This is a genomic window from Streptomyces sp. NPDC055243, assembly GCF_044544025.1.
Classification (GTDB): Bacteria; Actinomycetota; Actinomycetes; order Streptomycetales; family Streptomycetaceae; genus Streptomyces.
Genome location: NZ_JBITWR010000011.1, coordinates 224,637 through 243,388 on the forward strand (window position 1 = coordinate 224,637; position 18,752 = coordinate 243,388).

Annotated in this window: 22 protein-coding genes and 3 tRNA genes; 21 read left to right on the forward strand and 4 right to left on the reverse strand. The window is 70.9% G+C overall.

The genetic code is table 11. The annotated features are described in order from the left end of the window. Nucleotides 1-24 precede the first annotated feature (24 nt). The 13 genes from ACIGXX_RS29900 (at nt 25) to ACIGXX_RS29960 (ending at nt 11,949) form a co-directional block, all read left to right on the forward strand. Nucleotides 25-414 carry an NADH-quinone oxidoreductase subunit A gene (locus ACIGXX_RS29900; protein WP_351170314.1) on the forward strand — a complete coding sequence of 130 codons (390 nt, stop codon included), beginning with the start codon at nt 25-27 and terminating at the stop codon, nt 412-414. Next, nucleotides 405-1,061 (forward strand): NADH-quinone oxidoreductase subunit B, encoded by a 657-nt coding sequence (locus ACIGXX_RS29905; protein WP_399980259.1) that lies wholly within the window; start codon nt 405-407, stop codon nt 1,059-1,061. The genes ACIGXX_RS29900 and ACIGXX_RS29905 overlap by 10 nt, the downstream gene beginning before the upstream one ends. Further along, the gene (locus ACIGXX_RS29910; RefSeq protein ID WP_399980262.1) at nt 1,058-2,353 is read left to right on the forward strand and encodes an NADH-quinone oxidoreductase subunit C; all 1,296 of its coding nucleotides are present in this window, start codon (nt 1,058-1,060) and stop codon (nt 2,351-2,353) included. Before ACIGXX_RS29905 ends, ACIGXX_RS29910 begins: the two co-directional genes overlap by 4 nt. Continuing rightward, nucleotides 2,350-3,318 (forward strand): complex I subunit 1 family protein, encoded by a 969-nt coding sequence (locus tag ACIGXX_RS29915; protein ID WP_351170323.1) that lies wholly within the window; start codon nt 2,350-2,352, stop codon nt 3,316-3,318. Before ACIGXX_RS29910 ends, ACIGXX_RS29915 begins: the two co-directional genes overlap by 4 nt. Then, nucleotides 3,318-3,893 carry an NADH-quinone oxidoreductase subunit I gene (locus tag ACIGXX_RS29920; RefSeq protein ID WP_366461886.1) on the forward strand — a complete coding sequence of 192 codons (576 nt, stop codon included), beginning with the start codon at nt 3,318-3,320 and terminating at the stop codon, nt 3,891-3,893. The genes ACIGXX_RS29915 and ACIGXX_RS29920 overlap by 1 nt, the downstream gene beginning before the upstream one ends. Beyond that, nucleotides 3,890-4,561: an NADH-quinone oxidoreductase subunit J gene (locus ACIGXX_RS29925; protein WP_399980267.1), complete on the forward strand. Its 672-nt coding sequence runs from the start codon at nt 3,890-3,892 to the stop codon at nt 4,559-4,561. Before ACIGXX_RS29920 ends, ACIGXX_RS29925 begins: the two co-directional genes overlap by 4 nt. Further along, on the forward strand, nt 4,561-4,956 hold the full coding sequence (gene nuoK / locus ACIGXX_RS29930) for an NADH-quinone oxidoreductase subunit NuoK (protein ID WP_351170332.1): 396 nt from the start codon (nt 4,561-4,563) through the stop codon (nt 4,954-4,956). The genes ACIGXX_RS29925 and nuoK overlap by 1 nt, the downstream gene beginning before the upstream one ends. Continuing rightward, nucleotides 4,953-6,947 (forward strand): NADH-quinone oxidoreductase subunit L, encoded by a 1,995-nt coding sequence (locus ACIGXX_RS29935; protein ID WP_399980271.1) that lies wholly within the window; start codon nt 4,953-4,955, stop codon nt 6,945-6,947. Before nuoK ends, ACIGXX_RS29935 begins: the two co-directional genes overlap by 4 nt. Before the next feature lie 6 nt (nt 6,948-6,953). Further along, nucleotides 6,954-8,552, forward strand: coding sequence for an NADH-quinone oxidoreductase subunit M (locus ACIGXX_RS29940; protein ID WP_399980274.1), 1,599 nt, complete (start codon nt 6,954-6,956; stop codon nt 8,550-8,552). Then, nucleotides 8,549-10,087, forward strand: a complete 1,539-nt coding sequence (locus ACIGXX_RS29945) for an NADH-quinone oxidoreductase subunit N (protein WP_399980278.1) — start codon at nt 8,549-8,551, stop codon at nt 10,085-10,087. Before ACIGXX_RS29940 ends, ACIGXX_RS29945 begins: the two co-directional genes overlap by 4 nt. Nucleotides 10,088-10,272: 185 nt before the next feature. Further along, nucleotides 10,273-11,136 (forward strand): zinc metalloprotease HtpX, encoded by an 864-nt coding sequence (gene htpX, locus ACIGXX_RS29950; RefSeq protein WP_351170344.1) that lies wholly within the window; start codon nt 10,273-10,275, stop codon nt 11,134-11,136. Next, on the forward strand, nt 11,133-11,525 hold the full coding sequence (locus tag ACIGXX_RS29955; protein ID WP_351170347.1) for a YccF domain-containing protein: 393 nt from the start codon (nt 11,133-11,135) through the stop codon (nt 11,523-11,525). The genes htpX and ACIGXX_RS29955 overlap by 4 nt, the downstream gene beginning before the upstream one ends. A gap of 157 nt (nt 11,526-11,682) precedes the next feature. Beyond that, complete coding sequence (locus ACIGXX_RS29960; protein ID WP_190084388.1) at nt 11,683-11,949, forward strand: GlsB/YeaQ/YmgE family stress response membrane protein; 267 nt, start codon at nt 11,683-11,685, stop codon at nt 11,947-11,949. A gap of 105 nt (nt 11,950-12,054) precedes the next feature. On the opposite strand, the gene ACIGXX_RS29965 is transcribed toward ACIGXX_RS29960, so the two are convergent. Continuing rightward, complete coding sequence (locus ACIGXX_RS29965; protein WP_351170350.1) at nt 12,055-12,543, reverse strand: YajQ family cyclic di-GMP-binding protein; 489 nt, start codon at nt 12,541-12,543, stop codon at nt 12,055-12,057. Between the two features lie 201 nt (nt 12,544-12,744). Between ACIGXX_RS29965 and ACIGXX_RS29970 the strand changes: the two genes are divergently transcribed. Both ACIGXX_RS29970 and ACIGXX_RS29975 read left to right on the forward strand, forming a co-directional pair. Continuing rightward, nucleotides 12,745-12,826, forward strand: a tRNA-Tyr gene (locus ACIGXX_RS29970). Between the two features lie 104 nt (nt 12,827-12,930). Then, on the forward strand, nt 12,931-13,161 hold the full coding sequence (locus tag ACIGXX_RS29975) for a hypothetical protein (RefSeq protein ID WP_366461893.1): 231 nt from the start codon (nt 12,931-12,933) through the stop codon (nt 13,159-13,161). Nucleotides 13,162-13,207: 46 nt separating this feature from the next. Here ACIGXX_RS29975 and ACIGXX_RS29980 read toward each other — a convergent pair whose 3' ends face one another. The 3 genes from ACIGXX_RS29980 to ACIGXX_RS29990 form a co-directional block, all read right to left on the reverse strand. Continuing rightward, entirely contained in the window at nt 13,208-13,585 is a 378-nt protein-coding gene (locus ACIGXX_RS29980; RefSeq protein ID WP_351170356.1) for a nuclear transport factor 2 family protein, read from the reverse strand. Nucleotides 13,586-13,698: 113 nt separating this feature from the next. Continuing rightward, the gene (locus ACIGXX_RS29985) at nt 13,699-14,355 is read right to left on the reverse strand and encodes an NAD(P)H-binding protein (RefSeq protein WP_351170359.1); all 657 of its coding nucleotides are present in this window, start codon (nt 14,353-14,355) and stop codon (nt 13,699-13,701) included. Between the two features lie 143 nt (nt 14,356-14,498). Further along, the gene (locus ACIGXX_RS29990; RefSeq protein ID WP_351170362.1) at nt 14,499-15,794 is read right to left on the reverse strand and encodes an amidohydrolase family protein; all 1,296 of its coding nucleotides are present in this window, start codon (nt 15,792-15,794) and stop codon (nt 14,499-14,501) included. Nucleotides 15,795-16,135: 341 nt separating this feature from the next. Here ACIGXX_RS29990 and ACIGXX_RS29995 point away from each other — a divergent pair. The 6 genes from ACIGXX_RS29995 (at nt 16,136) to ACIGXX_RS30020 (ending at nt 18,731) form a co-directional block, all read left to right on the forward strand. Next, nucleotides 16,136-16,208, forward strand: a tRNA-Thr gene (locus ACIGXX_RS29995). Nucleotides 16,209-16,256: 48 nt separating this feature from the next. Next, nucleotides 16,257-16,329 (forward strand) — tRNA-Met (locus ACIGXX_RS30000). 91 nt (nt 16,330-16,420) lie between these two features. Continuing rightward, entirely contained in the window at nt 16,421-16,585 is a 165-nt protein-coding gene (gene rpmG, locus ACIGXX_RS30005) for a 50S ribosomal protein L33 (RefSeq protein ID WP_004571794.1), read from the forward strand. A gap of 83 nt (nt 16,586-16,668) precedes the next feature. Continuing rightward, nucleotides 16,669-17,133 carry a MaoC family dehydratase N-terminal domain-containing protein gene (locus ACIGXX_RS30010; RefSeq protein WP_351170364.1) on the forward strand — a complete coding sequence of 155 codons (465 nt, stop codon included), beginning with the start codon at nt 16,669-16,671 and terminating at the stop codon, nt 17,131-17,133. Nucleotides 17,134-17,137: 4 nt separating this feature from the next. Next, a complete protein-coding gene (locus tag ACIGXX_RS30015) occupies nt 17,138-17,566 on the forward strand; it encodes a MaoC family dehydratase (protein ID WP_351170367.1) in 429 nt (142 codons plus the stop codon). Between the two features lie 109 nt (nt 17,567-17,675). Further along, on the forward strand, nt 17,676-18,731 hold the full coding sequence (locus ACIGXX_RS30020) for a UDP-N-acetylmuramate dehydrogenase (protein ID WP_399980288.1): 1,056 nt from the start codon (nt 17,676-17,678) through the stop codon (nt 18,729-18,731). Nucleotides 18,732-18,752 lie beyond the last annotated feature (21 nt).

The window sequence follows — 18,752 nt, forward strand, 5'->3', positions numbered from 1 at the left end:
GCGGTCAGGGAGTGAGGGGCTGACGTGCACGTGACGAACGTCGCGGCGAGCTACTACCAGTCGTACTCCGTCGTCGGACTGCTCGCCGTCGTCGGCGTGCTGTTCGTCGCCGTCGCCTTCGGCGCGGGGCGGCTGCTGCGGCCCGTCGTGCCGACACCCGAGAAGCTCCTGACGTACGAGTGCGGCGTCGACCCGGTCGGCGACGGCTGGGCGCACACCCAGGTCCGCTACTACGTCTACGCGTTCCTCTATGTCATCTTCGCCGTCGACTCGATCTTCCTCTTTCCATGGGCGACGGTCTTCGCCGCGCCCGGCTACGGTGCGACGACGCTGGTGGAGATGTTCGTCTTCCTCGGCTTCCTGACCGTGGGCCTGCTGTACGCATACAAGAAGGGCGTCCTCACATGGACGTGACCCCCGCTTCCGCCTCCTCCGCTGCCGCCTCGGTGGACCTGCCGGCGCCGGTGCTGCGTGCCGAGCCCCAGAAGCTCGGCGTGCTGTCCCGTCTCGCGCCCGAGCCGATGAAGGTGGTCCTCAACTGGGGCCGCCGGTACTCGCTGTGGGTCTTCAACTTCGGCCTCGCCTGTTGCGCCATCGAGTTCATCGCGGCCTCCATGGCCCGGCACGACTTCATCCGGCTCGGCGTGATCCCGTTCGCGCCGGGGCCGCGCCAGGCCGACCTGATGGTCGTCTCCGGCACGGTCACGGACAAGATGGCCCCGGCCGTGAAGCGCCTGTACGAGCAGATGCCCGAGCCCAAGTACGTCATCTCCTTCGGCGCCTGCTCCAACTGCGGCGGCCCGTACTGGGATTCGTACGCGGTGACCAAGGGCGTCGACCAGATCATTCCGGTCGACGTGTACGTACCCGGCTGCCCGCCCCGTCCCGAAGCGCTGCTCCAGGGCATCCTCAAGCTCCAGGAGAAGATCGCGCGGGAGTCGCTGGCCGAGCGGTACGGCAACGCCAACGGCAGCCGTCCCTCGACGGCGGCTCTCCAGAGCGGACTCGTGAAGCCGCCGGCGCCGGCGTCTGGGGCCGCGGCGGGGGAGGGGAAGGCATGACCGGCTGGCTGCCGAGCCCCGTCGATGAGCTCTTCGGCGCGGAGGCGACGGCGGACGAGTCGTACGACCTCCTGACGGTCGACGTCCCGCCCGGCTCGTGGATCGCGGCGCTCGAAACCGCGCGCACGACCCTGGCCTGCACCTACTTCGACTGGCTGAGCGCCGTCGACGAACCGGGCACGGGCTTTCTCGTGTCGGCCCACGTCGTCGCCCTCTCTCCGGTACGTCGCCTCCTCATCCGTACGACCGTTCCGCACGACGCCCCGGTCCTGCCGACCGCGATCGACGTCTACGCGGGCGCGGCGTGGCACGAGCGCGAGACGCACGAGATGTTCGGCGTCGCCTTCGAAGGCCACCCGAACCTGGTGCCGCTGCTGCTCCCGGAGACCTTCGAGGGGCACCCGCTGCGCAAGGACTTCGTCCTGGCGGCCCGGGTCGCGAAGGCGTGGCCCGGCGCGAAGGAGCCGGGGGAGTCGGAGCACGGCGGCCCCAAGCGCCGCCAGATGCTGCCTCCCGGCGTGCCCGACCCGAACGAATGGGGCCCCCTGAAGGGCCAGCTCCCCGCGGCCCCGGCCCGCCCGGCCCGCGGCGCCGCCCGCGCGGCAGGCGACCGCCCGGCCCGCCGGACCCGCACGGCGGGCGAGGGCTCGGCCGGCCAGAGGCCTGCCGGCCCAACGACCGAGGGCACCCAGCCGGAGGCACCGGCCCCGCGCCGCTCCCGCAGTGTGAGCCAGGGCTCGGCCTCGCAACAGGCGGCGGCAGGGCCTGCGGCGGCAAGGCCCGCGGCGGCAGGGGAGACGCGGCCGGAGGCGAAGCCCGGGGGCGCTCTGGCACCCGAGGCGAAGCCTGGGGCCGCTACGGCACCTGAGGCCGCTCCGGTACCTGAGGTCGCTCCGGCGCCCGAGGCGAAGCCTGAGGCTGCTCTGGCACCTGAGGTCGCTCCGGCGCCCGAGGCGAAGCCTGAGGCCGCTCCGGCACCCGAGACCGCTCCGGTACCCGAGGCGAAGCCTGAGGCCGCTCCGGCACCTGAGGTCGCTCCGGCACCCGAGGCGAAGCCCGAGGCCGCTCCGGCACCCGAAGCCGCCCCGCCCGAGCCGAAGCGTGCGAGGCCCGCGGCCGGTTCCGATGCGCCCTGGCACCAGGCCCGCCCGGCGTTCGAGGACACCGAGAAGCCCGCTCCGGACGCCCCCGAGCAGACCGCCGACACCCCCGCCGACCCCCCGGCCGACACCCCCGCCGACCCCCCGGCCGACAGCCCCGAAGACAACGACCGCCCAGGAGGCACGGAGTGACCGACGCGCTCGACGTCGCCCTGCGTCTCCTCATCGTCTTCGCCGTCTTCCTCGTCCTGCCCCTGGTCGTCGGCCAGACCGAGCACAAGGTGATGGCCCACATGCAGGGCCGCCTCGGCCCCATGCACGCGGGCGGCTTCCACGGCTGGGCCCAGCTCGTCGCCGACGGAGTCAAGTTCGCGCAGAAGGAAGACGTCGTGCCGGCCGATGCCGACCGCCGCATCTTCCAGCTCGCCCCCGCCGTCGCCCTGCTGCCCTATCTCCTCGTCCTGGTCGCCATCCCCATCGGCCCCAGCGAAGGCGCCGTCGGCCAACTCGTCGACGCGGGCATCTTCTTCGTCCTCGCGGTCATGGGCGTGGGCGTACTCGGCTCGCTCATGGCGGGCTGGGCCAGCGCCAACAAGTTCTCCCTCCTGGGCGGCCTGCGCACCGCCGCCCAGCTCCTGGCGTACGAACTCCCGATGCTGCTAGCCGCGGCATCGGTGGCGATGGCGGCCGGCACGGTCTCGCTGCCCGGCATCCTCAACGCCTTCGAGTGGTGGTGGCTGCCCTGGCAGATCGTCGGCGCCCTCGTCTTCTTCGTCGCGGGCCTCGCCGAACTCCAGCGCCCGCCCTTCGACATGCCGGTCGCCGACTCGGAGATCATCTTCGGCGCGTACACCGAGTACACGGGCCTGCGCTTCGCCCTCTTCCTCCTCGCCGAGTACGCCGGAATCGTCGTCCTCTGCGGCCTCACCACCGTCCTTTTCCTCGGCGGCTGGCACGGCCCCTGGGGAGCCGACGGCCTCGGCTGGGTCTGGACCCTCCTGAAGACGGGTGTGCTCGCCTTCCTCGTGATCTGGCTGCGCGTCAGCTACCCCCGTCTCCGCGAGGACCAGCTCCAGAAGCTCTCCTGGACCCTCCTCGTCCCGCTCGCCCTCGCGCAGATCGCGCTCACCGGAATCGTGAAGGTGGCGATCAACTGATGCCTCCGATCCCCGGGTCCGGCCTGGCCAAGGGCCTCGCCGTCACCCTCCGCACGATGACGAAGAAGACCGTCACCGAGCAGTACCCGGAGCACCAGCCCGATCTCCCGCCCCGCACCCGGGGCGTCATCGGGCTCTTCGAGGAGAACTGCACGGTCTGCATGCTCTGCGCCCGGGAGTGCCCGGACTGGTGCATCTACATCGACTCCCACAAGGAGACGGTCCCGGCGGCCGTCGAGGGCGGCCGCGAGCGCAGCCGCAACGTCCTCGACCGCTTCGCCATCGACTTCTCCCTCTGCATGTACTGCGGCATCTGCATCGAGGTCTGCCCCTTCGACGCGCTGTTCTGGTCCCCGGAGTTCGAGTACGCCGAGACCGACATCCACGAACTCACCCACGAGCGCGACAAGCTCCGCGACTGGATGTGGACGGTTCCCGCCCCGCCGGCCCTGGACCCCGCGGCCGAGGACCCCAAGGAGATCGCCACCGCCCGCAAGGCGGCGGAGAAGCTGGCCGCGGCCCAGGAAGCCGAAGCCCAGGAAGCCGAAGCCGCCGGACCGGAGGGATCCGCGTGAACCTCCTCGCAGCCCACGCCCCCCTGGCGGCCAACGCCCCTCTGGCGGCCGACGCCCCCCAGGGCTTCCTCTCCCCGACCGGCGTGGAGATCGCCTTCCTGCTGGTCGGCCTCGTCACCCTCGGCTCGGCGATCGTCACCGTCACCACCAAGCAGCTGGTGCACGCCGCCCTGTGGCTGGTGGCGACGCTCGGCGGCCTGGCCGTCGAGTACCTCCTGCTCACCGCCGAGTTCATCGCCTGGGTGCAGGTCCTGATCTATGTCGGCTCCGTCGTCGTACTCCTCCTCTTCGGTCTGATGCTCACCCGCGCTCCCATCGGCCGCTCCCCGGACGCCGATTCGGGCAACCGCCCCGTGGCGCTCGCGGTGGCCGTCCTCGCCGCGGCCTCCCTGGTCTGGGTGGTCGTCGACGCGTTCCGCACCGAATGGATCGACCTCGACCGCGCCGCCGACGAGGCCCAGGGCTCCACCGCCGTGACCGGCGAGTTCCTCTTCAAGCACTGGGTGCTGCCCTTCGAGGCCCTCTCGGTCCTGCTCCTCGCCGCCCTGGTCGGCGCGATCGTCCTCTCCCGCAGGAACGCCCGCATGACCCGCCTGAACGACGCCCCCGGCGACCCCCGAACGACCGGTGCCCGCAGCGACGCCCCCAGCGACAAGGAGCAGCGCTGATGCACCTCGCCTATCCCGCCGTCCTGGCCGTCCTCCTCTTCTGCGTAGGCCTGTACGGAGTGCTCGCCCGCCGCAACGCGATCCTGGTCCTGATGTCCGTCGAGCTGATGCTCAACGCCGTCAACCTCAACCTGGTCGCCTTCGACGTCTGGCTCCGCGACGCCCTCCACTCCGGCCAGGCCCTGACCCTCTTCACCATCGCCATCGCCGCGGCGGAGATCGGCATCGGCCTCGCGATCGTCCTGGCGGTCTACCGCAACCGCGGCTCCTCCGCCGTCGACGAACTCCGCGACACCGCCGAGGGCCCCGACGACGACACCGAGGCCGCCGAGGCCGCCGAGGACACAGCCGGCGAAGAGCCCGCCCCGGCACAGAAGGCTGAGGCCACCGCGTGACCACGACCACCCTCGCCGTACTCGTCCCCCTCCTGCCGTTCCTCGGCGCGGTCGCCGGCCTGCTGCTCGGCCGCACCGCCCCGGGTCTCGTACGCCCCCTCGCCGTGCTGCCCACCCTGGCGGCGCTGGTCATCGCCGTCCTGGTCGCGGCCCGCCACGGCGGCGGCGCCGACATCGACTCCGCCACCGAGCTCACCCCGACCGGCTCGGTCCCCATCGAACTCGCCCTGCACATCGACGGCTTCGCCGCCCTGGTCGCCGTCCTGGTCGGCGTCGTCGCCTCCTGTGTGCAGATCTACTCGACGGGCTACCTGCGCGACGACCCGCGCTACCCCTCGTACGCCGCTCTCGTCTCCCGCTTCACCTCCGCGATGCTGCTCGTCGTCTACTCCGGCGACCTGATGGTGCTCCTGGTCGGCTGGGAGATCATGGGCATCTGCTCGTACTTCCTCGTCGGTCACTACTGGGAGACGCCCGAAGCCCGCGCCGCCTCCCTCAAGGCCTTCCTGGTCACCAAGCTCGGCGACGTCCCCTTCCTGATCGGTCTGTTCGCGCTCGCCGTCGACGCCGGGTCGTTCCGCATCACGACGATCCTCGCGAAGGTCGCGGACGGCGGCCTGGACCACCCGACGCTGATCGCCCTGCTGCTCCTGGCCGGTGTGGCGGGCAAGTCCGCGCAGTTCCCGCTGCACACCTGGCTGCCCGACGCGATGGCGGGCCCCACGCCCGTCTCCGCGCTCATCCACGCTGCGACGATGGTCGCCGCCGGTGTCTATTTCGTGGCCCGGCTCCTCCCCGTCTTCGCCGCATCGGCGGCAGCCCTGGTCGTCCTCGCCGTCATGGCCGCCGTCACGATGGCCGGATCGGCCCTCGCGGCGCTCGCCCAGGACGACATCAAGCGCGTCCTCGCCTACTCGACGATCGGCCAGCTCGGCTATCTGACCGGCGCACTCGCCGTCGGTGACCGCGGCGCCGCCGTCTTCCACCTCCTCTCGCACGGCGCCTTCAAGGCGCTGCTCTTCCTCGGCGCGGGCGTGATCATCCACGCCGCCGGCACCAACTCCCTCGCCGCGATGTCCCGCATGAAGGGCCTGCGCGACCGGGTCCCCGACGCCTTCTGGACGATGACCGTGGCGCTCCTCGCGCTCGCCGCGATCCCGCCGTTCAGCGGCTTCTTCTCCAAGGAAGCCGTCCTGGGCGCCGCCGAGCACGCCGCCACCGGACACTCCGAGACCGCCCCCACCGCGGCGGGCTGGATCGTCCTGGTCGCCGGCCTCCTGACCGCCCTCCTCACCGCCGCCTACGCGACGCGTCTGTGGCTGCTCGCCTTCAACGGCCGGGGCCCCGATGCCCCCGACCACGGCCGCCAGCCCGTCACGATGACCGCCGTGCTGTGGGTGCTCGCCGTCCCGTCACTCGCCTTCGGCCTCACCGTCGGCGCCCTGCCGGACTGGTTCGACGGCCACTCGCTCACCCCGACCCTCACCACCTCCGTCCTGGGCACGGGACTCGCCCTGGTCGGCGGGCTCGTCACGTACGGGGCATGGCGCCACACCACGGCGCTCGCCGTCCGCCACCCCATGGGCGCGGTCGCCGTCGACTCGGGAGCCGACGGAGGCCTGGTCGAAGCCGAGGCCATCGCCTCGCACGAACCCGCCTACGGAGACGTGGCCGCCGCCCACGACCCGGCCGACCCCGGCCGCCTCCTGCTCGGCCCGCTGCACCGGCACGCCGCCGTCGGCTTTCACCTCGACGCCGTCTACGCCGCCCTGTTCGTGCGCGTCGTCCAGGCCGCCGCGAGCCTCGTCCGGTTCCTGGACCGCGAGGTCGTCGAGACGTACGTACGCGGCGCGGGCACCGCACCCCGCTGGCTCGGCGCGGCCGTCCGCCGCGCGCAGACCGGCAATGTGCAGACCTACCTGAGCGCGCTGCTCGCAGGCACCGTCGTCCTGGCTGTCGCCGCCGTCCTCGTCGCCACCGCCGGAGCGTGAGCAGCCGTGATCGATATCAGTGAATCCGTGATGCAGCTTCTTCTGGCGTTGATCGTGGTCGGCCCGCTCATCGGCGCCGTGGCCGCCCTGCTCCCGGCCCCGCCCGGACTGAAGGGGAAGTCGCCCGACCAGGCGGTACTGCGCCACGGCGTGATCGTCACCGGCGTCATCCTCATCGCCGCGATCGCCCTGGCGCTCGGCTTCGACCATGACCACCCGTCAAAGATGCAGGCCACGACCGATATCAGCTGGATCCCCGCACTCGACGTGCGCATCCACCTCGGCATCGACGGCATCTCGCTCCCCCTCCTGGTCCTGACCGCGCTGCTGACCTTCCTCTGCGCGCTGTACTCCTACTTCAAAATGCCTGCGGGCCCGTCTCCCAAGGCATTCGTCGCGCTGATCCTCGTGCTCGAGTCCGGCACCCTCGCGACCTTCGCCGTCCTCGATCTGCTGCTGTTCTTCCTGGCGTTCGAGATGGTCCTCATCCCGATGTACTTCCTCATCGCGCGCTGGGGCGGCGCCCAACGCACGCAGGCCGCCTGGAAGTTCATCCTCTACACGCTGCTCGGCTCCGTCGTGATGCTGCTCGGTCTCCTCCTCATCGGCCTCAAGTCCGGCACATTCGACATGGTGGCACTCGCCACTGACAACGGCCGGGGCCTGACCACATCCGTGCAGGTCATCGCCGTTCTGGCGATCGGGATCGGGCTCGCGGTCAAGACGCCGATGTGGCCGCTGCACAGCTGGCTGCCGGACGCCCACACCGCCGCGCCCACCGTCGGTTCGGTCCTGCTGGCCGGCGTGCTGCTGAAGATGGGCACGTACGGATTCGTCCGGATCCTGCTGCCGATCACGCCGGACGGGATGCGGACCTTCGCGCCGTACCTCGCGGCCTTCGCGGTCGTCGGGATCATCTACGGTTCGCTCGCCTGCCTCGCCCTCGCCAAGCCGGGCGCGAAGGGCGACCTCAAGCGCCTCATCGCGTACTCGTCCGTGGGCCACATGGGCTTCGTGCTGCTCGGCATCTCGACGATGAGCCCGACCGGCGTGAACGGCGCGCTGTTCGCCAACATCGCGCACGGCCTCATCACCGGCCTGCTGTTCTTCCTCGTCGGCGCGCTCAAGGACCGCACCGGCACCAGCGACCTCGACACCCTCGCCCAGGAATCGGGCGCCGCGCTCTACGGCAAGGCCCCCCGCCTCGGCGGCCTCCTCGCCTTCGGCGCCGTCGCCTCGCTCGGCCTGCCGGGCCTGGCCGGGTTCTGGGGCGAAATGCTCGCCCTGTTCGGCGCGTTCAAGCCCGCCGACGACCTCAGCCGCCCCGCCTTCCTCACCTTCATGGCGATCGCCGCCTTCGGCACCCTGCTCACCGCCGCGTACATGCTCATCGTCGTACGCCGCGTCTGCATGGGGCCGGTGGCTCAGGGGCCCCAGGGCGCCGCCGCGACCGAAACCCCGGCGCTCGCCGACGTCCAGGGCTACGAGTTCGCCGCCTGGACCCCGCTCGTCGCCCTCACCGTCCTCGCCGGACTCTGGCCCGCCGCTCTGCTCGGCCTCACCGACCCGGCCGTGCAGCAGCTCCTCTCAGGAGGCAAGTCGTGACCGTGGCCGCCGAAAGCGCCGCCGGCGTCGTCCAGTCCGTCGACTGGCTCGCGATCGCTCCGCCCACCATCGCGGCGGTCGTCGGTCTCCTCGTGCTCGTCGCCGACCTCTTCGTGGGCGACAACAAGAAGGCGCTGCTCGGCTGGATCTCCGTGGCCGGGCTCGCCGCCGCCGGGCTCTCCCTGCTGCCGATCCGAGACGACGACCGGTCGACGTTCTGCCTGACCGGCGGCGCGGAGTCCTGCAGCTACACCGCCGACCGCTTTACGCTCGTCATCCAACTGCTCGTCATCGGCGGCGCCCTGCTGGCCGCGCTGCTCTCGATGACCGCGCTCAAGGACGCGAACGGCACGGAGAAGGAACTCCCCGAAGGGGAGTTCTGGTTCCTGCTGCTCTCCTCCGCCGCGGGCGCCGCGCTGCTGCCCGCCTCGCGCGACCTGGCGACCCTGATCGTCGCCCTCGAAGTCGCCTCACTGCCCGCCTTCGCGCTCGTCGGCCTGCGCCACGGCGACAAGCGGTCCTCCGAAGCGGCCCTGAAGTTCTTCCTCTCCTCCGTCACCGCCACCGCCGTGACGCTGATGGGCGTCAGCTTCGTGTACGCCGCGACCGGCACCCTGCACCTCACGGAGATCGCCGCCGAGCTCCGGCACGTCGACGGGCAGCTGGACACGCTCGCCCAGACCGGCGTAGCCCTCACTCTCGTCGGCTTCGCCTTCAAGGTGGCCGCCGTGCCCTTCCACTTCTGGGTGCCCGACACCTACGTGGGTGCGCCGCTGCCGGTCGCCGCGTACCTCTCCGTCGTCGGCAAGGCGGTCGGCTTCACCGGCCTGATCCTCGTCACCGTCGTCGCCTTCCCCTCGTACGCGGACGTGTGGGGCCCGGCCCTTGCCGTGCTCGCCGCCCTCACCATGACCGCGGGCAACGTGGCGGCACTGCGTCAGCAGGCCACGCGCGCGTACAGCGCGGTACGCCTGCTCGCCTGGTCCTCGGTCGGCCAGGCGGGATACCTCCTGGTGCCGATCGCGGCGGCCGGATACGCCGACAACGCCGCGGAAGCGGAGAAGGCCATCGGCTCCACCGTCGCGTACGCCCTGATGTACGCGGCCGTGAACCTCGGAGCCTTCGCCGTCGCCGCCCTCGTCGGCCGCACCCAGCGCCTGAACCGCGTCAGCGACTACCGCGGCCTGTACGCCAGGAGCCCCCTCGCGGCCCTGGTGCTCGGCTTCTTCCTGCTCTGCCTCGCGGGCCTGCCGCCGGGCATCATCGGCCTCTTCGCGAAGGTCACCGTCTTCTCGGCGGCGGTCGACGCGGGCCTGGGCTGGCTCGCCGTGGTGATGGCCGTGAACGTCGTGATCGCCCTCTTCTACTACCTCCAGTGGACCGCGCTGCTGTTCCGCGCCCCCGAGGGCGAACCGGTCAAGCACCGCGTCCCGGCCCCCCTCACGGCGGCCATCGCCCTGACCGCGGTCCTCGGCATCGCGCTCTCCGGAGCGCCGCAACTCGTCCTGAGGTTCTCCGACACCGCCCTGTTCTGACGGGCCTCGTCCCCGCAGGGCCGCTCGGGCATCACCCGAGCGGCCCACATCGCACCGGCGCCGCTCCTGCGCGCACAAGGGAACTAGTGCTCCCCGCCTGGCGTTGACCAGTACGGGAGGGTCCACTGAAGAGTGGAAGCACCAGCAGACAGAGGGTTCCCCCACGCACCACAGGAGGGCGTACCGTGCACCGCCGGCACAACGGGCTGAAGACCGCCGTACTCCTCGGGGGACTGTCCGCTCTCATCCTCGTCATCGGCAGTTTCTTCGGACGTACGGGCCTGATCGTCGCGCTCTTCGTGGCGCTCGGCACCAATGCGTACGCGTACTGGAACAGCGACAAGCTCGCCCTGCGCGCCATGCGCGCGCGCCCGGTGAGCGAATTCGAGGCCCCCGAGCTGTACCGCATGGTCCGCGAGCTCTCCACCCAGGCCCGCCAGCCCATGCCCCGTCTCTACATCTCGCCCACCGAGGCGCCGAACGCGTTCGCGACGGGCCGCAATCCGCGCAACGCGGCGGTGTGCTGCACCGACGGCATCCTGCGGCTCCTGGACGAGCGCGAGCTGCGCGGCGTCATCGGCCACGAGCTCAGTCACGTCTACAACCGCGACATCCTGATCTCGTCGGTCGCCGGCGCACTCGCCTCGGTGATCATGTTCCTGGTCAACTTCGCCTGGCTGATCCCGATCGGCAGATCGAACGACAACGAAGGCCCCGGCATCTTCGGCATGCTCCTGATCATGCTCCTGGGCCCGCTGGCCGCCTCCGTGATCCAACTCGCGATCAGCCGCTCCAGGGAGTACGAGGCCGACGCGTCCGGCGCGCAGCTGACGGGGGACCCCCTGGCCCTCGCCAGCGCCCTGCGTAAGCTCGACGCGGGCACCAAGCAGCTTCCGCTGCCGCCCGAGCCACGCATCGAGACGGCGAGTCACATGATGATTGCGAACCCTTTCCGTCCGGGGCAGGGCATGTCCAAGATGTTTTCCACGCATCCGCCGATGGCGGAGCGCATTGCCCGGCTCGAGCAGATGGCAGGTCGCCACCAGTGAAGACAATCCTGAACGTCATATGGCTCGTCCTGTGCGGCTTCTGGATGTTCCTCGGCTATCTCCTGGCCGGGGTGATCCTGTGCATCACGATCATCGGCATCCCGTTCGGGTTCGCCAGCTTCCGGATCGGCCGCTATGCCCTGTGGCCCTTCGGCTACACGACAGTTGAGCGCCGCGACGCGGGCGCGCCGTCCTGCATCGTGAACGTCCTGTGGCTGATCCTCGCGGGCTGGTGGCTCGCGCTCGGCCACATCGTCACGGGCTTCCTCCTGTGCGTCACGATCATCGGCATCCCGCTGGGCATCGCCAACTTCAAGCTGATCCCGGTGTCGTTGATGCCGCTCGGCCGCGAAATCGTGCGCACGGACCAGCCGTTCGCACAGCGCTGACGCGAGCACACGCGCCCGACCGCACGCCCCCGAACACACGCCCCGGAGCCCCGGCCGAGGCTGTGGCATACGCCGCACCTGGCCGATCACCGCAACCGCGCCCCTCCTTGGTGACGTCCTTCAGGACAACAGCACGACAGAGGGGCAGGTTCACCGCATGGGCATCATCAGCTGGATCGTTCTTGGGCTGCTCGCCGGTGTCGTGGCCAAGGTCCTGCTGCCCGGCCGCGACCCGGGCGGTTTCATCGGCACGACCGTCATCGGCATCGCAGGCGCCTTCATCGGCGGCTGGCTCTCCGCCCGCTACTTCGACCGCCCGATAGCCACCGACATCTACGACGGCGCGACCTGGGCCGCCGCCATCGGCGGCTCACTCGTCCTGCTGGTCGCCTACCGCATCCTCTTCGGCCACTCGCGCCGCTGAGGCCATGCGCGCCCGCTGAGGCGCCATCCCCCGATCTGCGGCCAGCAGCAAGGGCGGGCACCCGAACCGGGTGCCCGCCCTCCGCTTCGTACGCCGCGAACCGGACTACCGGTAGTTCGCGAACTGCACGTCGAAATCGAAGTCCTGCCCCTTGATCAGCGCCTGTACGGCCTGCAGGTCGTCGCGGCTCTTCGAGCTGACCCGCAGCTCGTCGCCCTGGACCTGCGCCTTGACGCCCTTGGGGCCCTCATCGCGGATGATCTTGGCAACCTTCTTCGCGTTCTCCTGGGAGATGCCCTCTTCGATCGAGGCGAAGATCTTGTACTCCTTGCCGGACAACTGCGGCTCGCCCGCGTCCAGCGACTTCAGGGAGATGCCGCGCTTGATCAGCTTGGACTGGAAGATGTCGAGGATCGCCTTGACCCGCTCCTCGCCGTTCGCCTCCATCAGGATCTTCTCGCCGGACCAGGCGATCGATGCACCCGTGCCCTTGAAGTCGTAGCGCTGCGAGATCTCCTTGGCGGCCTGGTTGAGGGCGTTGTCGACCTCCTGCCGCTCGACCTTCGAGACGATGTCGAAACTGGAGTCGGCCATGTCCTGTGGCTCCTTGTATCGGGGTCTGCGTACTCAGCTGGTGCACGGCCTTCGGTCCCTGGCCGCATCCGCAAAGCCTAGCCACCGCCCCCGCGCCGGGTACTGATCAATCGGGTGGCGAAGCACCCCTGTGCATCAGGTATCGTTTACGTCGTTGCCACGGAGCGCCGCGCCAAGCGAACGATTCCAGGCAGCGACCCAGGCGGTGTGCCCGAGCGGCCAAAGGGAGCAGACTGTAAATCTGCCGGCTCAGCCTTCCCAGGTTCGAATCCTGGCGCCGCCACACGAAGGAGACCCTCTCCGGTCTTGCGGAAACGCAAGTCGGAGGGGGTCTTTTCGTACGCTGAGGCCATGTCGTCCATGTCGTCCATGTCGTCCACGTCGTCCATGCCCTCCCTCCCGTCCACCTCGTCGCGCCGCAGGAACTGCCCCGAGTGCCGCCGTGAAATCGCCGTCGTCGGGGGTCGGTTCGCCCGCCACGATCCGCCGGGCCAGCGCGCCAGCGGTGACCTCGTCTCCTGCCCGGGTTCGCGCAGGCAGGCCATGCTGGGCGCCGCACAGCCCGCTCTGGACGGCTACACGGTCCCGGACTTCCCCGGCCAGCTCCCGCTGTTCTGAGGCGCTCTCAGGGCCCTTCAGGGCGCCGTGAGGGCCCTGGGAGCGGTCACGGCTGCCGTACGTCCATCCGGCTCACCAGGCCGTCGTCACGGAACGTGTAGACGTGCTCGACCGTCGTCGGCGCCCAGTGGTCGCCCGTCTCGTCCCGCAGCCCGGGCCGCACGGTCGCCACGACCCGCCGCCCGTCGTCGTCGAGCCGCAGCCGCTCCAGGTGCACCAGGGGGTGCATCACCGCGAACTGCCGTGCCCAGTAGGCACGGACCGCAGGGATGCCGCGGGCGCGGGTGTTGTCCAGGAGATTCGGCCAGTCCACGTCGGGTGCCAGGGAGCGGGGGATGAACGCGTCGCGCTCTTCGGTACTGAAGACGGCGTACATCCGCCGCAGGAGAGCTTCCTGCGCGGCGGGCACATCGGAAGCGGGCATGGCGTTCCTCACGTAGGCGGCACTCTCCAGCCAAGCACCGCCCCGCCCGTGGGACATCCCTCAGAAGACCGACTTCGCCGTACGGACGTCAGTTCCCCGTGCCGGAGCGGACGTCAGTTCCCCGCAACGGACTTGACCGCCACGGACACCGGCGTGGACCCGCTGACCAGCTCAAGGGTCAGACCTGCCGTCGCCGACGAGTCGACGAGCTCCGCGAGCACCGCGGCCACGTCGTCACGCGGGATCGGCCCGCGCCCCGTGGAGGCCTCCAGGCGCACGAGGCCGGTGCCCGCGTCGTCCGTCAGCATGCCGGGGCGCAGGATCGTCCAGTCCAGGGCCTTGCGGCCGCGTACGGAGGCGTCGGCCTCGCCCTTGGCCCGCAGATAGGCGTCGAAGATCTCGTCGCCCTGGTGCGCGGGGTCCGCGCCCATGGACGACACGACCACGTGACGCCGCACTCCGGCGCGCTCCGCGGCGTCCGCGAAGAGCACGGCGGCGTCGCGGTCCACGGTTGTCTTGCGGTCGGCCCCGCTGCCCGGCCCCGCGCCGGCGGCGAAGACCGCCGCGTCGGCGCCTTCCAGGACCTTGGCGACCTCCTCGACGGACGCCGACTCCAGGTCGCACAGGGCCGCTTCGGCACCGGCGGCCCGCAGGTCGCCTTCCTGCCCGCTTCTGCGGACGAGCCCGACGACCTCGTCACCCCGCGCGGCGAGCAACCGCTCGAGCCGCAGCGCGATCTGACCATGACCTCCAGCGATGACAATGCGCATGTCTCCGACCGTACGGCAGCCCCCGCAAGATCGCCCCGCGCACGCGGGAGACACGTCAGGAAGCGTCACCCGCCTCACGTGAATCCCGTGCCCTTCGGCCGCCCCGCTCCCACGAGGGTTCCGCGCCTCCGACCGCCTCGCCCTCACGACGGTTCCGCGCCCTTCGGCCGCCCCGGGCCGTCCCCCTTCGAGCGGCCCTGCCGCGGCAGGTCGAGCGCCACGGCGGCAGCCGAGTCGCAGTACTCCCGCACCGCGCTCGTCCGTGCCACCACGCGCCCCCGGTGCACCACGATGCGGCTGTACGCGAGCGAGAGCGCCCCCGCGAGGTGGTCGCCGCGCACCGCGAGCAGCTCGGCGGGGAAGCCCGCCTCCACCCGCACCTGGGGGAGCCCCATGGCCGCCCGCGCCGCCCCGCTCACCGCGCCGTACGCGTCCTCGGGGCGCAGCCCGCACCGCGAGGCCAGCAGGTAGGCCGCCTCCAGCGGATCCCCGCGCCCCACGGGGTTCGACACGTCCCGCATGGCCCCGCTGCCCGCGGCCACCCGCACCCCGGCCGCCCGCAGCAGCCGGACCGGAGCCACGGCGCCCCGCCGCTCCACGCTCCCGCAGCCGCCCTGCGGCAGGCACACCACCGTCACGCCGGCCGCCGCCAGCTGTTCCGCGGTCCGCGCGGCCACGTCCGACGGCAGCCGCCCGAGCCCCCCGCACGGCCCGATCGTCACCCCGGGGCGCAGCCCGCCCGCCATCGCGGCGAGCCGCCCGAGCCGCGCCGGATCGCTGCCGTCCGTGTGCAGATCGACGGGGCAGCCGTGCTCGGCGGCGACTTCGAGCACCGCCTCCACGTACCCGGTCGGATCGGGGTCCAGATCGGGGCAACCGCCCACTACGGAGGCGCCCATCTTCACCGCGTCCCGCAGCATCGCGAGCCCGTCGGCGCCGGCCACCCCGGTCAGCAGGCGCGGCACGGCCACGGTCGTCAGGTCGACCAGGCCGCGCAGCGAACGGCGCGCCTGCAGCACCGCCTCCATCGACGTGAGCCCCGGGACGTCGCCGATCCGCACGTGCGAGCGCAGCGCCGTCGCGCCGTGCCCGAGCTGCAGCAGGGCGGCTTCGGTGGTCCGCCGCTGGACGTCGGCGAGTTCGTACGAGACCGGGCCCTCCGCGTCCGCGGACAGTGCCGTGTCGCTGTGCGCGTGGGGTTCGGCAGCGGCCGGCAGCAGGAGATAGCCGCCGAGGTCCACGCGCGCGGCGGTCGCGGTCAGGCTGCCCGCCGTGCCGACCGCTTCGATGCGCCCGGAGCCGAGCCGCACGTCCACGGTCCTGCCGTCGGTCAGCCGGGCGCCGCACAGGAGCAGCGCGGTGGCGTCGGCGTCATCACCTGAGGAACCGGAAGAGCCGGAGGAGCCGGAGGAGTGGGGCTGCGGCTGACTGTCGGGCATCGCGCTCCTGAGGTTCGGGGGCGGCTGCGGGGCGTGGCGGGGTCCGGCACCGGGGGTCCGGGACCGGAACGTCCAAGATCACGCAGCGTGGGTCGAGCCTAGGGCGACGACCGGCCCTCTTCGAGGAGGAGCCAAATAGTCGTACCGGCGTGGTGCGGGGCTCCGTGTCGGCGTGGCGCGGGGCTCCGAACAGGAGTGGCGGGAGGGGCCGAACCGGTGTGGCGCGAGGCACCGAAGTGACGTGCTGAGGCGGCCGGGACGCCTGCCGACATGCCCCCGGACAGCCCCGGCGAAACGGATTTGGGCGATCGGCGACCAACCGTGTAATGTCTTCATCGCTCGCCCCAATAGCTCAGTCGGTAGAGCGTCTCCATGGTAAGGAGAAGGTCTACGGTTCGATTCCGTATTGGGGCTCTGATGTCGAGTGATCCTCGCCTTCGGGCGAGGGGATCCGGCATCTACAGCGGTGTAGCTCAGTCGGTAGAGCAAGCGGCTCATAATCGCTGTGTCACCGGTTCAAGTCCGGTCACCGCTACTCAATTGGTAGCCGATTGTGGGGTCGGACCTTCGATCGGCTACTCTTTTTTTGCGTTCATCCGTCCATCCGTCCGTCAAGGAGCACTCACGTGGCTGCCACAGACGTCCGCCCGAAGATCACGCTGGCCTGCGTGGAGTGCAAGGAGCGGAACTACATCACCAAGAAGAACCGGCGTAACGACCCGGACCGTCTTGAGATGAAGAAGCACTGCCCGCGCTGCAACGCGCACACTGCGCACCGCGAAACGCGCTAGATACAGGCTCGTACACGAGGCCGTCCCCGATTCTGGGGGCGGCCTCGCGTCGTTTACCCATACCTGCAGGAGGTGCCGAGTCCATGGCGCTCGACCAGTCCTTCGTAGGGCGGTCCTACCCGCCCACCGATCCGTATGAGGTCGGCCGGGAGAAGATCCGTGAGTTCGCCGAGGCGGTGGGCGACGCCAATCCCGCGTACACCGACGCGGAGGCCGCCAAGGCGTTCGGGCACCCGGATGTGATCGCCCCGCCGACTTTTGTGTTCGCCATCTCGTTCAAGGCCGCGGGCCTGGTCATCGAGGACCCGCAGCTGGGGCTCGACTACAGCCGCGTCGTGCACGGGGACCAGAAGTTCTCGTACACCCGCCCGGTGCGGGCGGGGGACCGGCTCACGGTCACCTCGACCATCGAGGCCATCAAGTCGCTGGCGGGCAACGACATCCTGGACATCCGCGGCGAGGTCCACGACGAGGCCGGCGAGCACGTCGTGACCGCCTGGACCAAGCTCGTCGCGCGTGCGGCGGAGCCTGCGGCAGAGGGAGCTTGAGGCGATGACCGCCAAGATTTCGTACGACAGCGTCGAGGTCGGCACCGAGCTGACGGCCCAGAGCTTTCCCGTGACACGCGCCACACTCGTGCGGTACGCGGGCGCTTCCGGTGACTTCAACCCGATCCACTGGAACGAGAAGTTCGCGGTCGAGGTCGGGCTCCCCGACGTGATCGCGCACGGCATGTTCACCATGGCCGAGGCGATCCGCGTGGTGACGGACTGGGTGGGCGACCCGGCCGCCGTCGTCGAGTACGGCGTGCGCTTCACCAAGCCCGTCGTGGTCCCGAACGACGACAAGGGCGCGCTGATCGAGGTCAGCGCCAAGGTCGCCCAGAAGCTCGACGACAACCGGGTCCGGGTGGACCTGCTGGCGAAGAGCGGGGACCAGAAGGTCCTCGGCATGTCCCGCGCCGTGGTCCAGCTCGCCTGATCTTCGTGGGCGCGTGCCGGCCGGTGTCTGAACCGGCTCGGCGCCTCTGGCCCGGTACGGTCCGTGGCCCCGCCCGAGCGGTGGGGCCACGGACCGTACCCTTGAGCACGTGCAGGAACTTCACGATGCTCCCCTCGCCCCGCTGACCACCTTCCGGCTCGGCGGTCCCGCGGCCCGTCTGATCACCGCGACGACCGACGCCGAGGTGATCGCCGCCGTCCGCGAAGCCGACGAATCCGGGACCCCGCTGCTGCTCATCGGCGGTGGCTCGAACCTGGTCATCGGCGACAAGGGCTTCGACGGGACCGCGCTGCGCATCGCCACGAAGGGCTTCGAACTCGACGGTACGAAGCTCGAGTTGGCGGCCGGTGAGGTGTGGACGGACGCGGTGGCCCGCGTCGTGGAGGCCGGTCTCGCGGGCATCGAGTGCCTCGCCGGGATTCCCGGCTCCGCGGGCGCCACGCCGATCCAGAACGTGGGGGCGTACGGCCAGGAGGTCTCGTCGACGATCACCGAAGTGGTCGCGTACGACAGGAAGACGCACGAGACGGTCACCGTCACGAACGCCGAGTGCGACTTCTCGTACCGGCACAGTCGCTTCAAGGCCGATCCCGACCGCTTCGTGGTGCTGCGCGTCCGCTTCGAGCTGGAGGACGCCCAGGGAATGAGCGCCCCCCTCAAGTACCCCGAGACGGCCCGCACGCTCGGGGTGAACGCGGGTGACCGGGTGCCGGCGGCCGTCGCCCGTGAGACCGTCCTGAAGCTGCGCGCGGGCAAGGGCATGGTGCTCGACCCCGAGGACCACGACAGCTGGTCGGCCGGCTCCTTCTTCACCAACCCGATCCTCACCGAGGACGAGTTCGCCGCCTTCCACGCGCGCGTGGTGGACCGTCTCGGCCCGGACGTGGCGCCCCCCGCCTTCCCCACGGACGACGGCCGCGTGAAGACCTCCGCCGCCTGGCTCATCGACAAGGCGGGCTTCACCAAGGGCTACGGAGAGGGCCGGGCCCGCATCTCCACCAAGCACACCCTCGCCCTCACCAACCGCGGCGGCGCGACCACGGAGGACCTGCTGGCCCTCGCCCGTGAGGTCGTCGCCGGAGTGCGGGACGCCTTCGGGGTCACGCTGGTCAACGAGCCGGTTACGGTGGGCGTCAGCCTCTAGTGGCCCTCCGCTGCCTCCAGG

Bases quoted from the DNA above. Each gene is read 5' to 3' on its own strand.
- ACIGXX_RS29990 (WP_351170362.1), bottom strand. From the start codon at position 15,794: ATGCCCGACAGTCAGCCGCAGCCCCACTCCTCCGGCTCCTCCGGCTCT.
- ACIGXX_RS29980 (WP_351170356.1), bottom strand. From the start codon at position 13,585: ATGCCCGCTTCCGATGTGCCCGCCGCGCAGGAAGCTCTCCTGCGGCGG.
- ACIGXX_RS30010 (WP_351170364.1), top strand. From the start codon at position 16,669: ATGGCGCTCGACCAGTCCTTCGTAGGGCGGTCCTACCCGCCCACCGAT.
- ACIGXX_RS29975 (WP_366461893.1), top strand. From the start codon at position 12,931: ATGCCCTCCCTCCCGTCCACCTCGTCGCGCCGCAGGAACTGCCCCGAG.
- ACIGXX_RS29905 (WP_399980259.1), top strand. From the start codon at position 405: ATGGACGTGACCCCCGCTTCCGCCTCCTCCGCTGCCGCCTCGGTGGAC.
- ACIGXX_RS30015 (WP_351170367.1), top strand. From the start codon at position 17,138: ATGACCGCCAAGATTTCGTACGACAGCGTCGAGGTCGGCACCGAGCTG.
- ACIGXX_RS29910 (WP_399980262.1), top strand. From the start codon at position 1,058: ATGACCGGCTGGCTGCCGAGCCCCGTCGATGAGCTCTTCGGCGCGGAG.
- nuoK (WP_351170332.1), top strand. From the start codon at position 4,561: ATGCACCTCGCCTATCCCGCCGTCCTGGCCGTCCTCCTCTTCTGCGTA.
- ACIGXX_RS29960 (WP_190084388.1), top strand. From the start codon at position 11,683: ATGGGCATCATCAGCTGGATCGTTCTTGGGCTGCTCGCCGGTGTCGTG.
- ACIGXX_RS29985 (WP_351170359.1), bottom strand. From the start codon at position 14,355: ATGCGCATTGTCATCGCTGGAGGTCATGGTCAGATCGCGCTGCGGCTC.
- ACIGXX_RS29920 (WP_366461886.1), top strand. From the start codon at position 3,318: ATGCCTCCGATCCCCGGGTCCGGCCTGGCCAAGGGCCTCGCCGTCACC.
- ACIGXX_RS29965 (WP_351170350.1), bottom strand. From the start codon at position 12,543: ATGGCCGACTCCAGTTTCGACATCGTCTCGAAGGTCGAGCGGCAGGAG.